Source organism: Phyllobacterium sp. NPDC097923 (assembly GCF_044760925.1).
Lineage (GTDB): Bacteria > Pseudomonadota > Alphaproteobacteria > Rhizobiales > Rhizobiaceae > Phyllobacterium > Phyllobacterium calauticae.
This window is the reverse complement of the sequence record NZ_JBIWBL010000003.1, coordinates 31,117-52,402: the sequence shown is the minus strand read 5'-3', so window position 1 is coordinate 52,402 and position 21,286 is coordinate 31,117. Positions and strand designations below refer to the sequence as shown.

Sequence of the window (21,286 nt, the reverse complement as noted above, 5' to 3'; positions counted from 1 at the left end):
TGCCGCATCAGCTTTCACCCGATCCCGATGCGCGCGTTGAAAGACTGGCATACATGCCCGTGGTGCGGAATTCCGTCGGACTGGCGCCGTAGATGCGGCGGAATACCTTTGAAAAGTAATTGGCATCGTCGAAACCGGTCATGATCGCCACTTCCTTGACCGGAAGGAATGCAGCGTTGGTCAGAAGCTTCGTCGCCCGCTGCATCCGCTTCTGCAGCACGAACTCCGCCGGGGGCAGCCCCTCGCACTCGGCAAAGACCCGGGAGAAATGCGCCCGGCTCAACCCCGATACCCGCGCCAGCTCGTCAACGGGAAGCGGTTTGTCCAGATTGGCACTGATGTGATCGATGACGGGCTGCATGACGGTCTTCTCGTGCTGATCGACGGGGTGCGAGCCGAACACGCCGTCATAGAGCGCCATGGCGGCCTCGTAGGCGATGGCCGAGGCGCGGCCGGCGGTCTCCGCGTCCGCGATCAGGCGCAGGCTGCAATCGGCCAGATGCTCTATCGTCTCGCCCGGCAAGCGCAAAACCGGCCCCTGGGCGGCGAGCACCGAGCGGTGGATGCGCAGCGCTTCCTCGCCATTCATGGAAATCCAGAAATACTCCCAGTGATCGCCTTTCTCGAGCCAGTAGCGATGGTTATGCGGCACGAGGACCAGCAGAGTTTCACCCTCGCGCACCTTGTAGTTGCGGTTCTCATAGCGGAGCATGCCCGTTCCGCTGATCGTGTGCTGCAGGACGGTGAAGGGGGTCTGGCCGCGTTTTCGGCCGTCCCAATCATAGATTTCATCGCGCCGCACCTCATAACCGGTGCTGGTCGGCATGGTGTGCAGCGTATGGCGGCCTCGCGGCAGGGAAACCGTCTTCATGGTATGCCCGGTATCGATCAGTTTCTGCAGCACAAAATTACCCTCAAAAGCATAATCCCTCTCTATTCGCTCCCACGAATATACGCATAATGCCAATCAAGAACAGCGGATGAACTGCGGGTAAGGAATAGAACAAGGGGAAAGACCGGAAAATCCTGGTCTTTGCAAAGCCCGGTGTTTTTCCACCGGAGCTACCCTGCCCTGTTGCTTTCACCCGCATTGATGATGGGCACGGTGAGGTCAGCATGAGCAGTTTCAAAATTGCCATTATCGGCGCGGGCAGCGTGGGTTTCACAAAGAAACTGTTTACGGACATTCTGTGCGTGCCGGAATTCAGGGACATCGAATTTGCCCTGACCGACATCAGCGAACACAACCTTGGAATGATCAAGTCCATTCTCGACCGCATTGTCGAGGCCAATCATCTGCCAACCCGGGTAACCGCCACGACCGACCGGCGCAAGGCCATCGAGGGTGCCCGCTACATCATCAGCTGCGTACGGGTCGGCGGGCTCGAAGCCTATGCCGATGACATCCGCATTCCCCTGAAATATGGCATCGATCAATGCGTCGGCGATACGATCTGCGCCGGCGGCATCCTTTACGGACAGCGTAACATCCCCGTCATTCTCGACTTCTGCAAGGACATCCGCGAAGTTGCGGAACCCGGCGCAAAATTCCTCAACTACGCCAACCCGATGGCGATGAACACATGGGCGGCCATTGAATATGGCAAGGTCGACACGGTCGGCCTGTGCCACGGGGTTCAGCATGGGGCGGAGCAGATCGCGGAAGTTCTGGGTGCCCGGTCCAAGGACGAGCTCGACTATATCTGCTCGGGCATCAATCATCAGACCTGGTTTGTCGATATCCGCCTGCGCGGTCGCAGGATTGGCACGGAGGAACTCATTGCCGCATTCGAGGCGCATCCGGTCTTTTCCCAGCAGGAAAAGCTGCGCATCGATGTGCTGAAGCGCTTCGGCGTCTATTCCACCGAAAGCAACGGTCATCTCTCGGAATATCTGCCGTGGTATCGCAAGCGTCCCGATGAAATCGCCAGATGGATCGACATGTCCAACTGGATCCATGGCGAGACCGGCGGCTATCTCCGGCATTCGACCGAAACCAGAAACTGGTTTGAGACCGAATTTGCGCAATTTCTCGAAGCGGCCGCCAAGCCGATCGATCCGGCACGCCGCTCCAACGAACATGCGAGCCATATTCTGGAAGCGCTGGAAACCGGACGGGTCTACCGTGGCCATTTCAACACCCGCAACACCGGGATCATCACCAACCTTCCCGCCGACGCGATCATTGAATCGCCCGGCTTCGTTGACCGGTTCGGCATCAACATGGTCTCCGGCATCACATTGCCGGAAGCCTGCGCCGCAACCTGCATGGCATCGATCAATGTGCAGCGCATGGCCGTCCACGCCGCCATCAGCGGCGACATCGATCTTCTGAAGCTTGCCGTCCTGCATGATCCGCTGGTTGGCGCCGTGTGCACGCCGGAGGAAGTCTGGCAGATGGTCGATGAGATGATCGTCGCGCAAGCACCCTGGCTGCCGCAATATGCCCATGCGATTGATGCGGCAAAGGACCGCCTGCGCCACAAGACCGTGGCAACGCGTGAATGGAAAGGTTCTGCCAGCCGTTCCGTGCGCTCGATCGAAGAATTGCGGGCAGAGAAAGCATTGATGACGCAGGCCGTGAATTAGCTTTCCAGCGGCTTTTCCCGGCTTGGAGGAGACGGGAATGGCCATACCGGCTGGATCAAATCGAGAGGGAGAGACGATGAGCCATCTGCGCTATTGGAGTACACTCGCCTTGGGTGTTTCGATGCTGGCCGTTCCGGCAGCGGCATCGGAGCCGACAGTTCCGCCTGAACCGCCATCCTTCAAAGCGCAAGCCAACATCACCTATGTCCCGCGCGACGCGATCCTCGAATTCAAGACCCTGCCCGCCTATCATGAGCCGGATTGGATGACCGAGAAGTTCGTCAAGACCGGCAAGCTTCCGCCGGTTCAGGACCGCCTGCCCAAGCAGCCCCTTGTCTACCGGACGACCAACATGCCCGATGGCATCGGTGTCTACGGCGATACCTTGCGGCACGTCATCGGCGGCCGGCCGGAGGGCTGGAACTACAGCGGCGGCCAGTCGCAGGGTTATGGAGGCATCGACATCGGCCTGTCCGAATGCCTGACGCGAACGGCACCGCTGTTCCAGGTCGAAGCGAGCGACGTCGAGCCGCTGCCCAACCTCGCCAAGGGGTGGGACTGGTCGCCGGATGGCCACACGCTGACCATGCATCTGATCGAAGGCGCAAAATGGTCCGATGGTGCGCCATTCGATGCCGATGACGTCATGTACTATTGGGAAGACAATGTCCTCGACCCCAATGTTTCACCGCTGAATGGCGCAACACAGGAAACCTTCGGCGTTGGCACAACGCTGAAGAAAGTCGATGCCTATACGGTCCAGTGGACTTTCAAGGATGCGTTCCCGCGCCAGTATCTCTATGCCATGGCCTATGGCACATTCTGCCCCGGCCCGGCGCATATTCTGAAGACGAAGCATCCCAAATATGCCGGGACAACCTACGACCAGTACAAGAACGCTTTCCCGCCGGAATATATGAACATGCCGGTCATGGGTGCCTGGGTACCGGTCGAATACCGCCCCGACGACATCATCGTGATGCGCCGCAACCCCTACTACTGGAAAGTAGACGAAGCCGGCAACCAGCTGCCCTATGTCAACGAGATGCATTACAAGCTTTCCACATGGGCCGACCGTGACGTCCAGACCGTTGCAGGGGCCGCCGATTTCTCCAATCTCGAACAGCCGGAAAACTTCGTGGAGTCGCTGAAACGCGCCGCGCAGGACAATGCACCCGCCCGGCTTGCCTTCGGACCCCGCCTGATCGGCTATAATCTCGACATGAACTTTTCCGCCAATGGCTGGGGCGCACCCGATGCGCGCGGTCAGGCCGTGCGCGAACTCAATCGCAACGAGCATTTCCGCAAGGCCGTCACCATGGCCATCGACCGCAAGAAGCTCGGCGAAGCCCTTGTCAAAGGACCGTTCACGGCGATCTATCCGGGCGGGCTGTCATCGGCAACGAGCTTCTACGACCGGCAGTCCACGGTCTATTACCCCTTCGATCTGGAGGGGGCGAAGGCTGAACTGGCCAAGGCCGGCCTGAAGGACACCGACGGCAATGGTATCGTCAACTTCCCGCCGGACAAGGCTGGCGGGAAGGACGTCGAGATCACCCTTCTCGTGAACAATGCCTACAGCACCGACAAGAACCTTGCCGAGGGTGTTATCGCGCAGCTGGAAAAACTCGGACTGCGTGTCATTCTCAACGCCCTTGATGGCAACCAGCGGGATGCCGCCAACTACGGCGGCCGCTTTGACTGGATGATCCTGCGCAACAGGTCGGAACTCGCCTCCGTCGTGCAGAACACGGAACAGTTGGCGCCTGTCGGGCCACGCACAAGCTGGTACCACCGTGCCCCGGAAAACGGCGCAGTCGACCTGATGCCCTACGAGGAAGAACTGGTGAAAATCGTCAACGCATTCATCGCGAGCCAGGACAATGCCGAGCGGGCTGAACTGATGAAGCGATATCAGAAGGTTTACACCGCCAACGTCAACACGGTCGGGCTGACTGAATTTGCCGGTGCACTGGTCATCAACAAGCGCTTCTCCAACATCCCGTCCGGGGCGCCGATTTTCATGTTCAACTGGGCTGAAGATGCCGTCATCCGTGAACGCATCTTCGTCAAGGCGGACAAGCAGGGCGACTATGAACTGTTCCCGCAGCAATTGCCGGGAAAACCCGGCGGACCCGGACCGATGAACTAAGCCTCCCAAGGCCTCTGATCCGGCCGGTCGCACCGCGTTGCGACCGGCGGGTGGACTGAAAAATCCAACGGCATGAATGTGTTCACGCCAGTTTTGAAACCAACACAAGAAAAGCGAACCGGCCCATGCTACGATTCCTGCTTGTGCGTATCGCATCCGCCATCCCGGTGCTGTTTGTGCTGAGCGTGGTGACCTTTGCCATCATTCAGGCACCGCCTGGCGATTACTCCGACTACATCCGCTCACAGCTGATGAACCAGGGTGGCGCGTCCTTCGAGGCAGCCGATGCACAGGCGCAGGCGTACCGGGTTGCCAATGGCCTCGACAAGCCGCTGCCCGTGCAATACCTCAACTGGATCGTCGGCATGGTGACCCGCGGGGATTTCGGCCACAGCATGTTCTACAACAAGCCGGTTGCCGATGTGGTTGGCGAGCGGTTGCCGCGCACGCTTCTCCTCGCCCTCACTTGCCATATCCTCGCGTCGATCATCGGGATCAGCTTCGGGATACTGGCCGCCACGCGGCAATATTCCTGGGTGGACAGCCTGCTCTCCGGCATATCGTTCCTGGGCATGACCGTACCGCGCTTCCTGATGGCGCTGATCATTGTCTACATCATGGTGTTTCACTTCAACGTCTCGGAGATCGGCAGCTTTTATTCCCCGCGCTATGGCGGCGCGCCGTGGTCGTGGGGCAAGTTCGTTGATCTGGTCCAGCATGTGTGGCCGGTCGTTGCCATCGCCACCTTTGGCGGGCTCGCCTACAATATGCGCGTGATGCGCGGCAATCTGCTCGACACGCTCAACGCCCAATATGTCGAGACGGCACGGGCCAAGGGTTTGAGCGAGGGCGCTGTCATCATGCGCCATGCGGTGCCGAATGCGCTGCATCCCCTCATCATGTATCAGGGCGTCGTCCTGCCATACATGCTGACCGGCGAGATCGAAACCGCCATCATCTTCGCGCTGCCGACGGTCGGGCCCGCCATCGTCGGGTCCATGTGGATCGGAGACGTCTATGTCACGGCGACCTTCATGCTGGTGCTCTCGGCAACATTGATTGTCGGCAACATCATTGCAGACGTTCTGCTGGCGCTGATGGACCCGCGGGTTCGCCAGTACGGGGAGGCGCGGTGATGCAAATCCAGATAAGACCGCCGGTTGCCGCCGTGGACATCCGCAAAGCCAACCGCGGCAATGAAAGCTATTCGGCTCTCGTGTGGCGGCGCCTCAAACGCTCCTGGACCGGCATGATCGGGCTTGTCCTCGTCTGCATGCTGCTTGTTATGGCCGTCTTCGCCGGTTTCTTTGCCCCTGTCGATCCTTCCCAGACGGAGATCGGCTTCGCACCGCCGGAAGCCGTGCGCTTCTTCGACAAGGATGCGCATTTCAATCTGCGCCCGCGCACCTATCCGGTCGCCGAGACCGAGGAACTCGATCCGGTGACATTCCAGCCGGTGGTCGGGCTGGACTATGGCAATCCCCGCCTGCTGGGGTTCTTCGTCAAGGGCTTTGAATACAAGCTGCTTGGCATCATCCCGGCGGACCGGCATTTCTTCGGCACCCTCGACGGCAAGCCCGTGCATTTCCTTGGAACCGACAAGTTCGGTCGTGACGTTCTCTCCAGAGCCATTTACGGCTCCCGCGTCTCGCTGATGATTGCGTTGATTGTCGTCTCCATCGTGACGGTTGTCGGCACGACCGTCGGACTGGTCTCCGGCTATTTCGGCGGACGGTTCGATGCCTGGACACAGCGTTTTGTTGAACTGGTCCTGGCATTTCCCCAGCTTCCACTGTATCTCGCCCTCAGCTCGCTCATACCCGTCACGGCTCCGACGAGCATTTTCCTTGGTTTCGTCATCATCATCATGTCGGCGCTTGGCTGGGCGCAGATGTCGCGTGAAGTGCGCGGCAAGACACTGGCACTTGCCCGCATCGAATATGTGCGTGCGGCGCTGGCGGTGGGCGCCTCAGACCGGCGCATCATTTTCCAGCACATCTTTCCCAATGTCATGAGCCACGTGATCGTTGCCGTCACCATCGCGATCCCGCACATTGTCCTTCTGGAATCCTTTCTGGGCTTCCTCGGGTTTGCAGTGAAGCCTCCGCTGATTTCCTGGGGGCTGATGCTGCAGGACACGGCCACCTATTCCGTCATCGGGTCCTACCCGTGGATTCTCACCCCCGTCGCCTTCGTGCTTGTGACCGTCTTTGCCTTCAATGCCCTGGGCGACGGTTTGCGCGATGCTGTCGATCCCTATTGAGGCCGGAAACCATGCACACGCAGGAACCAAGCACCATGGCACCCGAACAACGGCTGGACAGTTCAGCCCATCGGGACAATCCGATCATCGATGCCCGCAATGTCGCCGTCCGCTTCACGGTCGAAGAGGGGGTCGTGGAGGCCGTCAAGGATGTCTCCTTCCAACTCTATCGCGGCGAGACGATCGCAATTGTCGGCGAATCCGGGTCGGGGAAATCGGTGACCGCCCGCACCATCATGGGGCTCCTGACAAAGCGCGCCGTGGTGTCCCAGGAATCGAAAATTGCCTATGACGGCAAGGATATTCTCAAGTTCTCGAGCCGGGCGCGGCGCGCGTTGCGCGGCAATCGCATGTCCATGATCTTTCAGGAGCCCATGAGCTCGCTCAACCCGATCTATACGATCGGCAGCCAGATCGTCGAAGCCATCCGCGTGCACCAGCGCATCAGCCGGCGCGACGCCCGGCAACGCGCGCTGGACCTGTTGATACAAGTGCAAATTCCCGATCCGGAATCCCGGCTCAACCAATATCCGCACCAGCTTTCCGGCGGTCAGCGCCAGCGTGTCATGATTGCCATGGCGCTCGCCAACAATCCCGACGTATTGATTGCCGACGAGCCGACCACCGCGCTCGATGTAACCGTGCAGGCCCAGATCCTCAACCTCATCCGCGATCTGCAGAAGCGGCTTGGAATGGCCGTCATTCTCATCACCCATGACCTTACCGTTGTCCGGCAGTTTTCCGATTATGTCTATGTCATGCAGCATGGCGAGGTGAAGGAGCACAACACGACCGCAGCGCTCTTTGCCGCCCCCCGCCACCCCTATACGTGCCATCTCCTCGGGTCCGAACCCAGAGGACAGGCCAACCCGATGCCGGCGGACTGCGAAGCCATTCTGGAGGGCAAGTCGGTGCGGGTGACCTACATGCTCAAACGCGGCGGTTTCTTCAAGCCGCAATTGCACGAGCTCGTGGCTGTCGACAGTCTCAGCCTGAAACTCCACAGACACGAGACGCTCGGTATCGTCGGTGAATCCGGCTCCGGCAAGACCACCTTCGGACAGGCGCTCGTCCGGCTGGTGCATACTGACAGTGGCGAGATTTACTTCGACCGGCAGCCGATCCACGACAAGTCGCGGGCCGAAATGCGGCCGCTGCGCTCGCGCATGCAGATCGTGTTCCAGGACCCGTTTTCCTCGCTCAACCCGCGCATGTCGATCGGGCAGATCATCGAGGAAGGACTGGTTATCAATGGGATCGGCGTCAACCGGGCGGACCGTCTCGACCGTGTCCAGAAAGCCCTGGCGAGCGCCGGGATGCCGCATAATATCCTGTCCCGCTTCCCGCACGAATTCTCCGGCGGCCAGCGCCAGCGCATCGCCATTGCCCGTGCCATTGCGCTGGAACCGGAATTCATCCTTCTTGACGAACCGACGTCGGCGCTCGACCTGTCGGTCCAGGCGCAGATCATCGATCTCTTGCGCAAGCTGCAGGATGAGCGCGGCCTCAGTTACCTCTTCATTTCCCACGACCTGAAAGTGGTTCGTGCTCTTTGCCATCGTGTCATGGTCATGCAGCACGGCAAGGTTGTCGAGGAAGGCCCCGTCAACGACGTTCTCTTTCATCCCAAGACCGCCTACACTGAACGGCTTGTCAAAGCCGCCTTCGAGGTAGCCGCATAATCCTCCCGGAGATTGCCATGTCAAAACAGCCCAAAATCACCTTTATCGGAGCCGGATCGACCGTCTTCATGAAAAACATCATCGGCGATGTTCTGCAGCGCCCGGCCCTGTCGGGCGCAAAAATCGCGCTGATGGACATCAACCCGCAGCGCCTCGCCGAGAGCGCCATCGTCGCCGGCAAGCTGGCAAAAACACTCGATGCCAAGGCCGTCATCGAAACGCATACGGACCGCCGGCGTGCACTCGAGAAGGCGGACTTCGTCGTGGTTGCGTTCCAGATCGGCGGATACGAGCCCTGCACCGTCACGGATTTCGAGGTTCCGAAGAAATACGGCCTGCGCCAGACCATTGCCGACACCCTTGGTGTTGGCGGCATCATGCGCGGCCTGCGGACCGTACCGCACCTCTGGGATATCTGCGAGGACATGCTGGCGGTCTGCCCGCAGGCCATCCTGCTGCAGTATGTCAATCCCATGGCCATCAACACCTGGGCAATCGCTGAAAAATACCCAACGATCCGTCAGGTGGGTCTTTGCCATTCCGTGCAGGGAACGGCGAGCGAACTGGCGCGCGACCTCGACATCCCAATTGGAGAAATCCGCTATCGCGCTGCAGGCATCAACCATATGGCCTTTTACCTGCAGTTCGAACACCAGCAGCCCGATGGCAGTTACCGCGACCTCTATCCGGATCTTGTCCGGGGCTATCGCGAGGGGCGGTTGCCCAAGCCCAGCCACTGGAATCCGCGCTGCCCGAACAAGGTCCGCTACGAGATGCTCACGCGGCTCGGCTATTTCGTCACTGAAAGCTCCGAGCACTTTGCCGAGTACACGCCATACTTCATCAAGGAAGGCCGCGAGGATCTGATCGAAAAGTTCGGCATTCCGCTGGACGAATATCCCAAGCGCTGCATCGAGCAGATCGAACGCTGGAAGGGACAGGCGGAAACCTATGCCAAGGCCGATAGGATCGACGTGAGCGAAAGCCGCGAATATGCCTCGTCCATCATGAATTCCGTATGGACCGGCGAACCATCGGTCATCTACGGCAATGTGCGCAACAATGGCTGCATCACGTCCCTGCCCGCCAATTGTGCGGCGGAAGTGCCATGCCTTGTCGATGCGTCCGGCATTCAGCCAACCCATGTCGGCGCGCTGCCGCCGCAACTCACCGCCCTCATCCGCACCAACATCAATGTACAGGAACTGACCGTGCAGGCGCTGATGACCGAAAACCGGGATCACATCTACCATGCGGCGATGATGGACCCGCACACCGCCGCTGAGTTGGATCTCGATCAGATATGGTCGCTCGTCGATGATCTTCTTGCTGCGCACGGCGATTGGCTTCCCGCCTGGGCCCGTGGTTCCCGGAAAGTGCAGGCCGCTTAGACGGAGCGATGCATCGTATCAATTGCAGGGCTGTCACCCTGCAATTGAACACCGGCGGCGTGCTTGCGGCGGAGGCGAATGGGAAAAAGCGGGGAGCAAGGCAAAAATCTGTTCACGATGCCGGCGGCAAAGGCTACAGCAGTGCATCACTGGCATGCAAAGGTTGGAGCTGAGCCCATGACCGATACCGTTACCGATCGTTTTCTTCGCTACGTCGTCATCGACACCCAATCGGATCCCAAATCGTCCGCACAACCGTCCACCGAGAAGCAGAAGAATCTCGGCCATGTGCTGGTTGGGGAATTGCTCGCCATCGGCCTGTCCGATGCGCATATGGACGAGCACGGCTACGTCCACGCAACCATCCCGTCCAATGTCGACAAGCCGGTGCCGGTCATCTGTTTCTGCTCGCACATGGACACGGCCCCCGATTTTACCGGCACAAACGTCAAGCCGCGCATCCTGCATAATTATGGCGGCGGCGACATACAACTGCCCGGCGATCCGCAGCAGGTCATCCGGGTCAGCGACCATCCCGTCCTGCTCGACCAGATCGGCAATGACATCATCACGACAGACGGAACCACCCTTCTCGGCGCCGACGACAAGGCCGGGCTGGCGGAAATCATCACGGCGGCGCAGTTCCTCGTCGACAACCCGGATATCCGCCACGGCACCATCAAGCTGCTGCTCACCGTGGACGAGGAAATCGGGCGCGGCGTCGACAAGGTGGACGTGGCCAAGCTCGGGGCACAGTTCGCCTATACCGTCGACGGCGAAACCGCAGGCCATATCGAGGACGAGAGTTTCTCGGCCGACGGGGTCGACATCACCATTTCGGGCGTCGCAATTCATCCGGGCTTCGCCAAGGACAAGATGGAAAACGCCATCAAGATCGCCGGCGCCATCATCGACCGGCTGCCCCGGGACATCGCGCCCGAGACAACGGAAGGCAAAGAGGGCTTCATCCATCCGACAGGCGTCACCGGTTCGATGGAGAAGGCGGCGCTCAGCTTCATCATCCGTGATTTTACCGATGACGGCCTTGCCGCCAAGGAAGCCGTGCTCGAAGCGCTGGTGAAGGACGTCATGGCCGGTTATCCCGGTTCGTCCTACACGTTCACCGTCAGGCAGCAGTACCGCAACATGAAGTCCGTCCTCGACCGCCACCCGGAGATCGTCGACAACGCGGTTGAAGCGGTCCGCCGGGCCGGCATGGTGCCGGTGCGCGGCAGCATCCGTGGCGGCACCGACGGTTCACGGCTGTCCTTCATGGGCTTGCCCTGCGCCAATATTTTTGCCGGCGGCCACGCCTTCCACTCACCGCTTGAATGGGTCAGCCGCCAGGACATGGAAAGAGCCGTCAAGACGCTGGTCGAGCTTGCAAAAATCTGGGAAGAACGGGCCTAGCGCCAAATTTGCGCTAGAGTGCCCGCGCGTTGCGGGCACCATATCTGCAGGCCAGGCGATCGATAGTGATGACCAGTGTTCCCAGCCCCAGAAAACCGGCAGTCATCCAGGCCATGTTCACCGCCGTTTCGTCGAGACCGATCTCCGGGACATCGATGAAGGGATAGGGATAGAACCCGGAGAAATAGCCGTGGATCAGGGTGTAGACCGCATAAGCCGCGGGGAAAGACAGCCACCACAAGGCATGGCGCCACAAGAGCGCGCCGCGCCTGACCCAGAACAGCCAGTCAATGAAGTAAAGCACCGGCACGGCGTAATGGAGAATCTGGTCGCCGCGTGCCTGCCATCCGGTTGGCCGCCACGCGGTCTGCAGGACAAGGGCATAAATGACGCTGGTCATGACCACGTATGACAACAGCGCCGACCTGACCGGAGGACATTGCGCCCATTGCCCCGGCCGGGACCGTGGTGCCGCCAGGGAAAACACCAGGCCGAGAAAAACAAGCGTGTTGGTCTGGATGGTGAAATAACTGAAAAAGTTAGCCGTCAATCGGAGCCGGCTGACATGGGCGGCGGGTATGATGGCAAAATACGCGATGCCAATACCCGTCAGCACGACCATTGCGAGCATGGAGCGGTAGATTCGAACGGCCGTGATACCCGATGTCTGAATGATTTGTGGTGATTTCACCGCCTCAGTTTCCTCCGATGGCCGGAGAATGCTCTAGCCATATCCGTCCGGAAACTGAAGCGGTTTTTGCCTAAATCGTCACTGCGCCGAAGCTTTCAGCTATTCCGCCAGATCGACACCGTCGAAACGATGCGAACCCAGCGGATCCAGCACATATCCGGACACTTTTTTCGACATCGGCATGACGACGGTCGAATGATCAAGGGCCGCGATCGGAGCCTCCTTCTTGATGATGAGCTGCGCTTCCTCGTAGAGCTTGGTGCGCTCGGCCTGATCAGAAACCTGGCGTGCCTTTTGCAGAAGCGTATCGAGCGGCTGGAAACACCAGTTGGAGTAATTGCTGGCACCGACGCTCGTACAGCTGAAGAAGAAACTCAAGAGGTTATCCGGATCGCCATTGTCGCTGGTACCGCCGAGGATGACGGCTCCGTCCCGGTTCTTGTCGCGCGCCTTCTTGAGATATTCGCCCCATTCATAGGAAACGATCTCGACCGAGACACCAACCCTAGCGAAATCGGCCTGGATCAATTCGGCGGCCCGGCGGGCATTGGGCATGTAGGGACGGCTGACCGGCATTGCCCAGATCTTCATCGCCAGATTGCTGACGCCCGCAGCCTGAAGCATTGATTTTGCCTTTTCCGGATCGTAGGGATCGTCTTTGACGGCATCGTTGTAGCCCCAGACTGCCGGCGGCAACGGGTTCTTCGCGACCTGCCCCATGCCCTGAAATACGGCATCCACGATGGCCTGCTTGTTGATCGCCATGTTCAACGCCTTGCGCACCTCCGGCTTATCGAAGGGCGGAACAAGCGTGTTGTAGGCGAGATAGGCGACATTCAGGCCGGGTTGTTCCAGCACCTTCAATTCGCTGTCGGCTTTCAGCACGGCGACATCGGCGGGCGACGGATAGGAGGCAACCTGGCACTCCCCTGCCCGCAGCTTCTGCATCCGCGTCGTCTGGTCGAGGGTAATGGAGAAAATCAGGTCATCGATCTTCTGCTTGCCGCCCCAGTAATCCGGATTAGCGGTGAAACGGACCACGGAATCCTGCTGGTAATTGACGAACTGATACGGTCCGGTCCCCACCGGCAGTTCGTTGAGCTGCGTCATCTTTCCATCCGCCTGCAGATGATCGGCATATTCCTTGGAAAGGATCGATGCAAAGTCCATTGCAAGGTTGGCAAGCACCGAAGCGCTCGGGGCCGCCAGAACGATCTTGACCGTCTTGTCGTCCACCTTGCTGATTTCCTTGACCATGTCGGGAAGGCCCATGGCGGTTGTCATTTCCCAGGTAACGCCCGTGATATAGCTGTGCCAGGGACTGGTCTTGTCGAGCTGGCGCTGCAGTGAGAAAATAACATCGTCAGCGTTGAGATCGCGGCTGGGCGTAAAATACTCGGTGGTGTGGAATTTTACGTTGTTTCGAAGCTTGAACGTATAGGTGAGCTTGTCATCGGAAATCGTCCAGCTCTCGGCAAGACCGGGAATGACCGTCGTTGTTCCGTTCTGAAACTCCACAAGCCGATTGTACACCGGCTTCGAGGAAGCATCCCAGGTGCTGTTGGCGGAATAAAGCGCCGGGTCAAACCCTTCGGGCGAAGCCTCTGAACAGTAAACCAGTGTCTTGGCGCTGGCCGGTGATGCCAGGACCGGGAAAAGCGCGAGGGATAAAGCGGTGCAGGCAAGAGCTGCGGATTGCCGGGCGATACCGAAATTCATCAGATGTTCTCCTCTTTTGTTTTTATCGGCGGGGCCAGGACAACGCCCCGCCAGTCTTCCTTGCAAACCAAATCGGATTACGATGCGGCCCAGACCGCCTGCGGCTTCGACCAGAGTTGCTCCGACCGGATCAGCGACACAAGCTCGTCCGCCTGAATCTGGAGGAAGCGCTCGCCCTTTTCTGCCGATGCCGACCGCGGGTCTCCCATGGTGCCGGTGACCGGGGCTCGTTCCGGGAAGGCGTAGAAGCGGGAAATCCCGGATGGAACCGATATGGCGCCGTCATGCTTTTCCGCAGCTTGGGAGAACTTCTCCGTCTTTACCATATCCCCGGCGATGGCCAGCATCAGCGAGGATTCGCCTTCACAGGCATGGGTCGGGCCGGCATCCACATCGAAGACCGCGGCCAGCTTTTCCGGCGCGAGCATCCACGGTGTCGTGGCGACGATGGCCATGGCGTATTCCACCGCCAGCTCACGCACCGAAACCGCCAGCGGATCGATGTTGCCGCCATGGCCGTTGACGATGAGCAGCCTCTGGAAGCCAAGAACCTTGAGCGAGCGCACGATGCTCGTCAGCACGGCGCGATAGGCCGCATAATCAAGGCTGATCGTGCCGCCGAAGGGAAAGTGATGTTCGCTCATGCCAAGCCAGAGGCCGGGCAGAACCGTCACCGGCATCTCGCCCGCGATCTGCCTCGCCGCCTGCAGCGACACCGCAACGGCGCTGGCGGTATCGGTGATAACCGGAAGATGGGGACCATGCTGCTCAAGCGAGCCAACCGGCAGGATCACCAGCGCATTTGGACGCCCTGCCCGCTCCTTCAGTTCCGGGGCCGTCAAGCGGGCCCATTCAACTTCCCTTGTCATTGTTCCAATACTCCCGAAAATGCTCTGTCATCGCGGGTGACAGGCTGTGCGTGGCTAGAAGGTCAACTGCGAATTGAAGCCGAGAACGAACATGATGAACTTCGACACATCGACCATATCGTCTCCCTGATAGCGGATCGTATAGCCGTCTGTTCGCTCGACGAACTTCAGATAGGACAGGAATTCGGCGGGAAGCCGGTTGCGGAAGGTGATCTCCAGAACGGGTTTCTCAATCACCAGCGGCTGCGTCGAACCAATCCGCGACAGGGCCGTCTTCACGCCCGCCCGCAGTTTCTCATGGGCTGCATTGGGGGTGAGCGAGCGCGCCGAACGGGTGCCATAGGCCCACTTCACCGGAACGGTCACGATGTCCCCGAGATGTTCGCTGATCTCCTGCATCGCCACATCGTCTCCGGATGCCAGGATGACCGGAACACCGAAATCACCGGCGGTCGCGGCATTGATACCGGCCTCGGGGACAACCTTGCCGTTGATGCGGATTTCGTGAAATGCCGTTCCGCCGATGGTGTGGGAGAGCACCCCGCCCATATGGCTGGCCCCCGCATGGTAACCGATCAGCATGGCTCCGGCAAATGTCCCGACCTCGATGCCCTGCATCATCATCAGCGGCCGCGGCCAGCTGCGGACGATCTGAACATAATCGGGCAAGCGCTCGATCTTGATGCTCTGGCCATTGCCGTGCGAGTCGCTCAGCACGATTTCCTCGACGCCGTTTTCGTGCGCCTCCTCGCAGGCGGCGACAACCGTGTCCGTCATCCAATCGCGGGCACGTTCATACTCGAATCCCTCAGGCGTCAGATGATCGCGGCTGACCACACCAACGATCCCCTCAATATCGGCAGAAATGTAAAGGCGCATGTTTTCCTCCCAGCTCCAGACCATATGGCTTAATACGAGATTGACTTTCCGACAAGAAACATAATTTATCTATAGGAAAATTAATTTTCAAAAGTTTCGGAGGATCACCGTGAAGCTGTTCATTGCAGGCCTGGATACGGAGACAAATACCTTTTCTCCCATACCAACGGGCTATGAGGCATTCCGTGAAAATCTCATTGCCCATGGCGATGCCACGTCCAGGCCATTGAACTGCTGCTCGTCGCAGATGCATGTCTGGTCGAATGCGGCAACGGCTCGCGGCTGGAGTGTGGTTGAAAGCCTCTGCGCGGTGGCAGAGCCGGGCGGCACCACCACCCGGACGACCTATGAAGCGTTTCGTGCGGAAATTCTTGCCGACCTTCAGGCGGCGATGCCCGTTGATGGCGTGCTGCTGGCGTTGCACGGCGCCTGTGTTGCCGAGGGTTATGACGATGTCGAAGGTGATCTTCTGTCCCATGTCCGCAAGATCGTGGGCCCGGATATACCGGTCGGTGCGGAACTGGACCTGCACTGCCATCTGACAAAGACCATGATCGACAACGCCACCATGCTGGTCGCCTACAAGGAATATCCACATACGGACATAGAAGAGCGCGCGGAACATCTTTTCCAGCTGCTGGTCAAGGCGCTTGAGGACGGCTGCCGTCCGGTGATGGCCGATTTCGACTGCCGCATGATCGGCATGTTCCGCGTACATCAGCAGCCGCTGCGCGGGCTGGTTGACCGGATGAAAGCGCTCGAGGGACAGGACGGCATCTTGTCTGTCTCCTTCTGCCACGGTTTCCCGTGGGGCGATGTCGCGGATGTCGGCGCAAAGATGCTGGTGGTGGTGGATCGCGACATCGGCAAGGCGCAGGCGCTGGCAACGGCATTTGGCCAGGAAATATTCGCGCTGCGAAAGGAACTCAAACCGGAACACAGCAGCATTGACGAAGCGCTCGACCAGGCACTGGAGGTACCGCACGGCACGGTTGTGCTTGCCGACGTATCGGACAATGCAGGCGGCGGCGCGCCCGGAGATTCGACATTCGTGCTCAGACGGGTCATCGAACGGGGCATCAAGGACGTTGCAAGCTGCCTCTATTGGGATCCCATCGCCGTCCGGCTTTGCCACGAAGCCGGGGAAGGCGCGGTGCTTCCCCTGCGGATCGGCGGCAAGATCGGCGAGGCATCGGGCCAGCCGCTTGATCTGACGGTGACCGTACGGCGTCTTGCCTCCGGCATCACCCAGCGTTTCGGCATTGTGCCGCTGTCGATCGGCGATGCCGCCTGGGTCAGTTGCGATGGGGTCGACATCATCCTCAACAGCCTGCGCACCCAGACGTTCCATCCGGAATGCATGACAGCGCTCGGGCTTGATCCCTCCACGCGGAAGATCGTCATCGTTAAATCAAGCAATCACTTCCGCGCCGGATTTGAGCCGATCGCCAGCAAAATTCTTTACATCGCGGCACCAGGCGCTTTGCAGCCGCACTTTGAAGACCTGCCCTATACAAAACTGAAGAACAGCTATTGGCCAAGGGTGGAAAACCCCTTTGCCACCGCCATAGCCTAGAGCGTCTGGAAACGCCGCAGATCAAAACGACCTGCGGTGTTTCCAATCTATGCCGGCATATGCAGGTGGCAGCGCGCCTGATGAGGGGACGCCTTTTCCGCGTCGGCCTTGCGCACAGTCAAAAGCGCTTGCGGCAATTCGCATCCCCGCACGGCGGACCCGCACCGTTCGCGATAGTAGCACCCGGCGGGCAGACGACGGTTGTTCGGAAGCTCGCCGGTAAGGCTGGCATCCACGTCAAGCAGAGAATTTTTCAAACTGGGAACGCTGGCAAGCAAGGTCCGTGTATAGGGGTGCGCTGGATCGTCAAACACCGCCTCCGCTGTCCCCGTTTCGACGATCTGACCAAGATACATGACGGCAACCCGGTCGCAAAAGTGGCGGACCAGCGACACGTCATGCGAGATGAACAGATAGGAAAGCCCAAGCTCGCGCTGCAGCTTCAAGAGCAGATTGATGATCTGGGCCTGCACCGACACGTCCAGTGCCGATGTCGGCTCATCGAGGATCAGAAGCTCGGGGTCCGTGCTGAGCGCCCGGGCAATGGCAATGCGCTGGCGCTGCCCCCCGGAAAACTCGTGCGGCAGACGGTCGAGCTGGTCGCTTCTCAACCCGACGGAGATGGCAAGTTCTTCCGCCCGCGCCCGCAAGGCAGCCGTCGGCATGCCTCCCCTGATATGCAGCGGTTCCGTGATCAGGCGCCAGACCGGCAACCGCGGATCAAGCGACGATTGCGGGTCCTGAAAGACGATCTGCATCTTCTGCCGGAGATCGCGCTTGAGCGTGCCGTTTGCACCGGCAAAATCATGCCCGTCCACCAGCACTCTGCCGCTCGTCAGCCCGACAAGGCCGATCACCGCCTGGACAAGCGTGCTCTTGCCGCAGCCGGATTCCCCGACGATCCCGAGGCTTTCGCCCGGCAGCACGCAGAGATCGACATTGTTGACGGCATGGACCTGCGAGGTCACCCGCCCATACCAGTTTGTTGCTCCGGGAAACCGGACGGTGAGATTTTCAACGTTGAGGAGAGGTGCTGCTTTCACGACGGAACCTCGCTCGACGGCAGGGATGGATGGCCGGCCCGTTGCCAGCAGGAGACCGACTGCCCGCCCGGCAAGGCGGTTTCATGCGGCTTCTCCATACATCTCGTATCAGCCTCCGGGCATCGCGGCCGATAAAAACATCCGGGCGGCGGATCGAGGAGATTGGGCACCGTGCCGGGAATGGACTCAAGCGGCTCCTTTGGCCGGACACGTTCGGGCAGGCAGCGCAGAAGCGCCCGGGTATAGGGATGCTGTGGCCGGTCGAGGACCGCGCGGGTCGGCCCTGACTCCACGATGCGCCCGGCATACATGATGTAAAGCCGGTCGCAGATTTGCGATACCACGGCGATATTGTGGGATATGAACACCACCGATGTTCCGGTTCGCCTTGCCCGCCCCTGAATAAGCCGCAGGATCGCCGCCTGGACCGTGACGTCCAGAGCCGTTGTCGGCTCGTCGGCGATGATCAGGCCCGGATTGCACGAGAACGCCATGGCGATGAGCACGCGCTGGCGCATACCGCCCGACAGTTCAAAGGGATAGGCCTGCATGATGCGGGCGGGCTCCGGGATGAGCATATCGGCCAGAATATTGACCGCCACCGCTTCCGCCGCTTTTCTGCCAAGCGCTTCGTGACGCCGAATGACGCTCACCAGCTGCTGGCCGATTCGGATCGTCGGGTTGAGCGCATTCATGGGTTCCTGGAAAATGGTCGAAACCAGTTTGCCGCGAACCTGCTGAAGTTCCTCTTCGTCCATCGCCATCGGATCGCGCCCGAAGAGACGAATGCTCCCTTGCGTGATCTTGTACCGGCCTTCCGGCAACAGGCGTGTTGCGGCCATTGTGCTGACGGACTTGCCGCAGCCTGACTCGCCCACCAGACCAACGATTTCGGCATTTCCTACTTTGATCGTCACGCCATCCAGCGCCTTGATGGCACCGGCATAGGTCGGAAATTCGAGCGAAAGGTTTTCGATGCTCAACGCGTGCGGACGCTGTACGCTGTGTGCCGTCATTATCTCGTCCCCAATCGCGGATCCAGCATGTCGCGGATGCCGTCACCCAGAAGATTGCAGCCCATGGCCGTCACAAGAATTGCCAGCCCCGGAAACGTGCCATACCACCACTGATCGAGGATGAAACTCCTGCCGCTGCTGACAAGCGCGCCCCATTCCGCCGTTGGCGGCTGCGCGCCGAGACCAATGAAACTCAGCGCCGCAGCGATAAGGACAATGCCGCCGAGATCGAGCGTTGCCTGCACGATCAGCGGCGAAAGTGCATTCGGCAGCATGTGCCAGCGCAGAATGTAGAGGTTGGAGGCTCCGAACGTTCGGGATGCCTTGACAAAAACCCGCTCGCGCAGCGAGAGCGTCTGGCCGCGCGCCAGCCTGACATAGGCTGGTATACGCACGATCGCCACCGCCAGCATCGAATTGAAAAGGCTTGGGCCAAGGGCGGCCGCCAAGGCCATGGCAAGCACCAGTGCGGGCAAGGCCAGGACGACGTCCATGATACGCATCATGGCGCTGTCGAAAATTCCGCCGGCAATTCCCGACAGGCAACCCAGAAACACGCCGATGCTCATGGAAATGAGCACGATCATGAAGGCCGCGCCGCAGGACGCGCGCGAGCCGTAGACAACCCGCGAAAACAGGTCCCTGCCGACTTCATCCGTGCCGAACCAATGGGCTGCGCTCGGCGGCATCAGCCGCGCCGACAGCATGACTTTGTTGGGGTCATACGGCGCGATGAAGGGTGCGCCGACGATCATGATGACGAGCAGCGTGATGATCAGCAGCCCGACCAGTGTCAGCGGGCTTCGCCGCGTCAGATACCAGAGAAAATGCAGTCGCGAGCGCTTCGACACGCGGCCTGCAGCGGTTTGATCTTCGGGATTGACAGCAACCATTATCCCACCTCCCGGATTTGCGGATCAGCAAGCATGTAAGCCAGGTCGATCACCAGATTGATGAGGACGTAGCCGATGGAGGCAACCACGGTGAATCCCATGATGGCCGGGAAATCCAGGGTCTGGATCGACGTCACCACGTAGGTGCCCATGCCCGGCCAGGCGAAGATGGTTTCGGTGAGCACGGCCCCGTAGAGCAGATCGCCCAAGGCAAGACCGAGCAGCGTGATCGAGGGTATCAACGCATTGCGCAAGGCATGGTTGAAAATGACGACCCTGCGCCGCAGGCCGCTTGCCCGGGCGGTGCGGATATAGTCTTCCTGCAGCACATCCAGCATCGACGCGCGGATCTGCCGCGTAATGACACCGAGATTGGCGAAGGCCAGCACGAAGGTCGGCAGAATGAGATGCCGCACGGCACTGAGAAACGCGTCAAACCGGCCCTCAAGCAGGGTATCGATCAGGAAGAAGCCGGTGACACGCTGCGGTACGGCAAAGGCCATGGCGAGCCTGCCGCTCCCTGGCAGAATCTGCAATTTGGCATAGAACAGGAGGATAACCACCATGCCGAACCAGAAGACCGGCATTGAAATACCGCACACCGAGATTGTGCGGGCAATCTGGTCGATCGGGCCATCCTTGTAGATCGCCGAGAAAACCCCGAGCGGCACGCCAATCAGGACCGCCAGCACGAGCGAGAGAATGCCAAGCTCCAGCGTGGCCGGCAGAAAGGTCGCGATGTCGGCGGCCACCGGCCGCCGCGTTCGCAGCGATGTTCCAAGATCGCCGTGCAGCAGGCTGCGCACATAGATGACGAACTGATCGGTGACCGACCGGTCGAGCCCCAGGTCGCGCCGCACATTCTCCAGCGTTTCCGCGCTCGCCCGGTCTCCGGCGATCAGGCGTGCGGGATCTCCGGGTATCAGGTGCGAAATGGCGAAAGTAATGATGGCAACGCCGAAGACGACGAAGAACAACAGGATGAGGCGCGGAACGATAATTCGAGTGATTGTCATGAACATCAATCCTCATTTCGTGCAGGTTATGCTGAGTCACATCATGGAAATGCGCGCATCCCTTCCGTCCTGTCCGGACGGAACCCGATAGTCCTCC

At 59.8% G+C, this 21,286-nt stretch carries 17 protein-coding genes; 8 read left to right on the top strand and 9 right to left on the bottom strand.

Annotation, left to right across the window (positions count from 1 at the left end; genetic code table 11):
* Positions 1–7: 7 nt before the first annotated feature.
* Complete coding sequence (locus ACIQWS_RS16070; protein WP_403182507.1) at positions 8–871, bottom strand: AraC family ligand binding domain-containing protein; 864 nt, start codon at positions 869–871, stop codon at positions 8–10.
* A 245-nt stretch (positions 872–1,116) separates the two neighbouring features.
* On the opposite strand from ACIQWS_RS16070, the gene ACIQWS_RS16065 reads away from it, so the two are divergent.
* The 7 genes from ACIQWS_RS16065 (at position 1,117) to pepT (ending at position 11,487) form a co-directional block, all read left to right on the top strand.
* Positions 1,117–2,589 carry an alpha-glucosidase/alpha-galactosidase gene (locus ACIQWS_RS16065; protein WP_403181340.1) on the top strand — a complete coding sequence of 491 codons (1,473 nt, stop codon included), beginning with the start codon at positions 1,117–1,119 and terminating at the stop codon, positions 2,587–2,589.
* Positions 2,590–2,665: 76 nt separating this feature from the next.
* Positions 2,666–4,741 carry an ABC transporter substrate-binding protein gene (locus ACIQWS_RS16060; protein ID WP_403181338.1) on the top strand — a complete coding sequence of 692 codons (2,076 nt, stop codon included), beginning with the start codon at positions 2,666–2,668 and terminating at the stop codon, positions 4,739–4,741.
* A gap of 125 nt (positions 4,742–4,866) precedes the next feature.
* Positions 4,867–5,877: an ABC transporter permease gene (locus ACIQWS_RS16055; RefSeq protein ID WP_403181335.1), complete on the top strand. Its 1,011-nt coding sequence runs from the start codon at positions 4,867–4,869 to the stop codon at positions 5,875–5,877.
* Positions 5,877–7,004: an ABC transporter permease gene (locus ACIQWS_RS16050; RefSeq protein WP_403181330.1), complete on the top strand. Its 1,128-nt coding sequence runs from the start codon at positions 5,877–5,879 to the stop codon at positions 7,002–7,004. The genes ACIQWS_RS16055 and ACIQWS_RS16050 overlap by 1 nt, the downstream gene beginning before the upstream one ends.
* Positions 7,005–7,039: 35 nt before the next feature.
* Entirely contained in the window at positions 7,040–8,686 is a 1,647-nt protein-coding gene (locus ACIQWS_RS16045) for an ABC transporter ATP-binding protein (RefSeq protein ID WP_403181327.1), read from the top strand.
* Between the two features lie 17 nt (positions 8,687–8,703).
* A complete protein-coding gene (locus ACIQWS_RS16040) occupies positions 8,704–10,077 on the top strand; it encodes an alpha-glucosidase/alpha-galactosidase (RefSeq protein WP_403181324.1) in 1,374 nt (457 codons plus the stop codon).
* 177 nt (positions 10,078–10,254) lie between these two features.
* Positions 10,255–11,487, top strand: coding sequence for a peptidase T (pepT, locus tag ACIQWS_RS16035; protein WP_403181321.1), 1,233 nt, complete (start codon positions 10,255–10,257; stop codon positions 11,485–11,487).
* A 13-nt stretch (positions 11,488–11,500) separates the two neighbouring features.
* Here pepT and ACIQWS_RS16030 read toward each other — a convergent pair whose 3' ends face one another.
* The 4 genes from ACIQWS_RS16030 to ACIQWS_RS16015 form a co-directional block, all read right to left on the bottom strand.
* A complete protein-coding gene (locus ACIQWS_RS16030) occupies positions 11,501–12,178 on the bottom strand; it encodes a Pr6Pr family membrane protein (protein ID WP_403181318.1) in 678 nt (225 codons plus the stop codon).
* A 99-nt stretch (positions 12,179–12,277) separates the two neighbouring features.
* Positions 12,278–13,897 carry an ABC transporter substrate-binding protein gene (locus tag ACIQWS_RS16025; protein WP_403181314.1) on the bottom strand — a complete coding sequence of 540 codons (1,620 nt, stop codon included), beginning with the start codon at positions 13,895–13,897 and terminating at the stop codon, positions 12,278–12,280.
* Between the two features lie 77 nt (positions 13,898–13,974).
* Positions 13,975–14,766 (bottom strand): creatininase family protein, encoded by a 792-nt coding sequence (locus ACIQWS_RS16020; protein ID WP_403181311.1) that lies wholly within the window; start codon positions 14,764–14,766, stop codon positions 13,975–13,977.
* A gap of 54 nt (positions 14,767–14,820) precedes the next feature.
* Positions 14,821–15,645 (bottom strand): M55 family metallopeptidase, encoded by an 825-nt coding sequence (locus ACIQWS_RS16015; RefSeq protein WP_288194366.1) that lies wholly within the window; start codon positions 15,643–15,645, stop codon positions 14,821–14,823.
* Positions 15,646–15,754: 109 nt separating this feature from the next.
* On the opposite strand from ACIQWS_RS16015, the gene ACIQWS_RS16010 reads away from it, so the two are divergent.
* Positions 15,755–17,221 (top strand): M81 family metallopeptidase, encoded by a 1,467-nt coding sequence (locus tag ACIQWS_RS16010; RefSeq protein ID WP_403181307.1) that lies wholly within the window; start codon positions 15,755–15,757, stop codon positions 17,219–17,221.
* Between the two features lie 47 nt (positions 17,222–17,268).
* On the opposite strand, the gene ACIQWS_RS16005 is transcribed toward ACIQWS_RS16010, so the two are convergent.
* The 4 genes from ACIQWS_RS16005 to ACIQWS_RS15990 are packed head-to-tail and all read right to left on the bottom strand — an operon-like array spanning position 17,269 to position 21,189.
* Positions 17,269–18,264 carry an ABC transporter ATP-binding protein gene (locus tag ACIQWS_RS16005; protein ID WP_403181304.1) on the bottom strand — a complete coding sequence of 332 codons (996 nt, stop codon included), beginning with the start codon at positions 18,262–18,264 and terminating at the stop codon, positions 17,269–17,271.
* On the bottom strand, positions 18,261–19,280 hold the full coding sequence (locus ACIQWS_RS16000; protein WP_346307163.1) for an ABC transporter ATP-binding protein: 1,020 nt from the start codon (positions 19,278–19,280) through the stop codon (positions 18,261–18,263). The genes ACIQWS_RS16005 and ACIQWS_RS16000 overlap by 4 nt, the downstream gene beginning before the upstream one ends.
* Complete coding sequence (ddpC, locus tag ACIQWS_RS15995; RefSeq protein WP_288194369.1) at positions 19,280–20,173, bottom strand: D,D-dipeptide ABC transporter permease; 894 nt, start codon at positions 20,171–20,173, stop codon at positions 19,280–19,282. Before ddpC ends, ACIQWS_RS16000 begins: the two co-directional genes overlap by 1 nt.
* Entirely contained in the window at positions 20,173–21,189 is a 1,017-nt protein-coding gene (locus ACIQWS_RS15990; protein WP_403181299.1) for an ABC transporter permease, read from the bottom strand. The genes ddpC and ACIQWS_RS15990 overlap by 1 nt, the downstream gene beginning before the upstream one ends.
* Positions 21,190–21,286 lie beyond the last annotated feature (97 nt).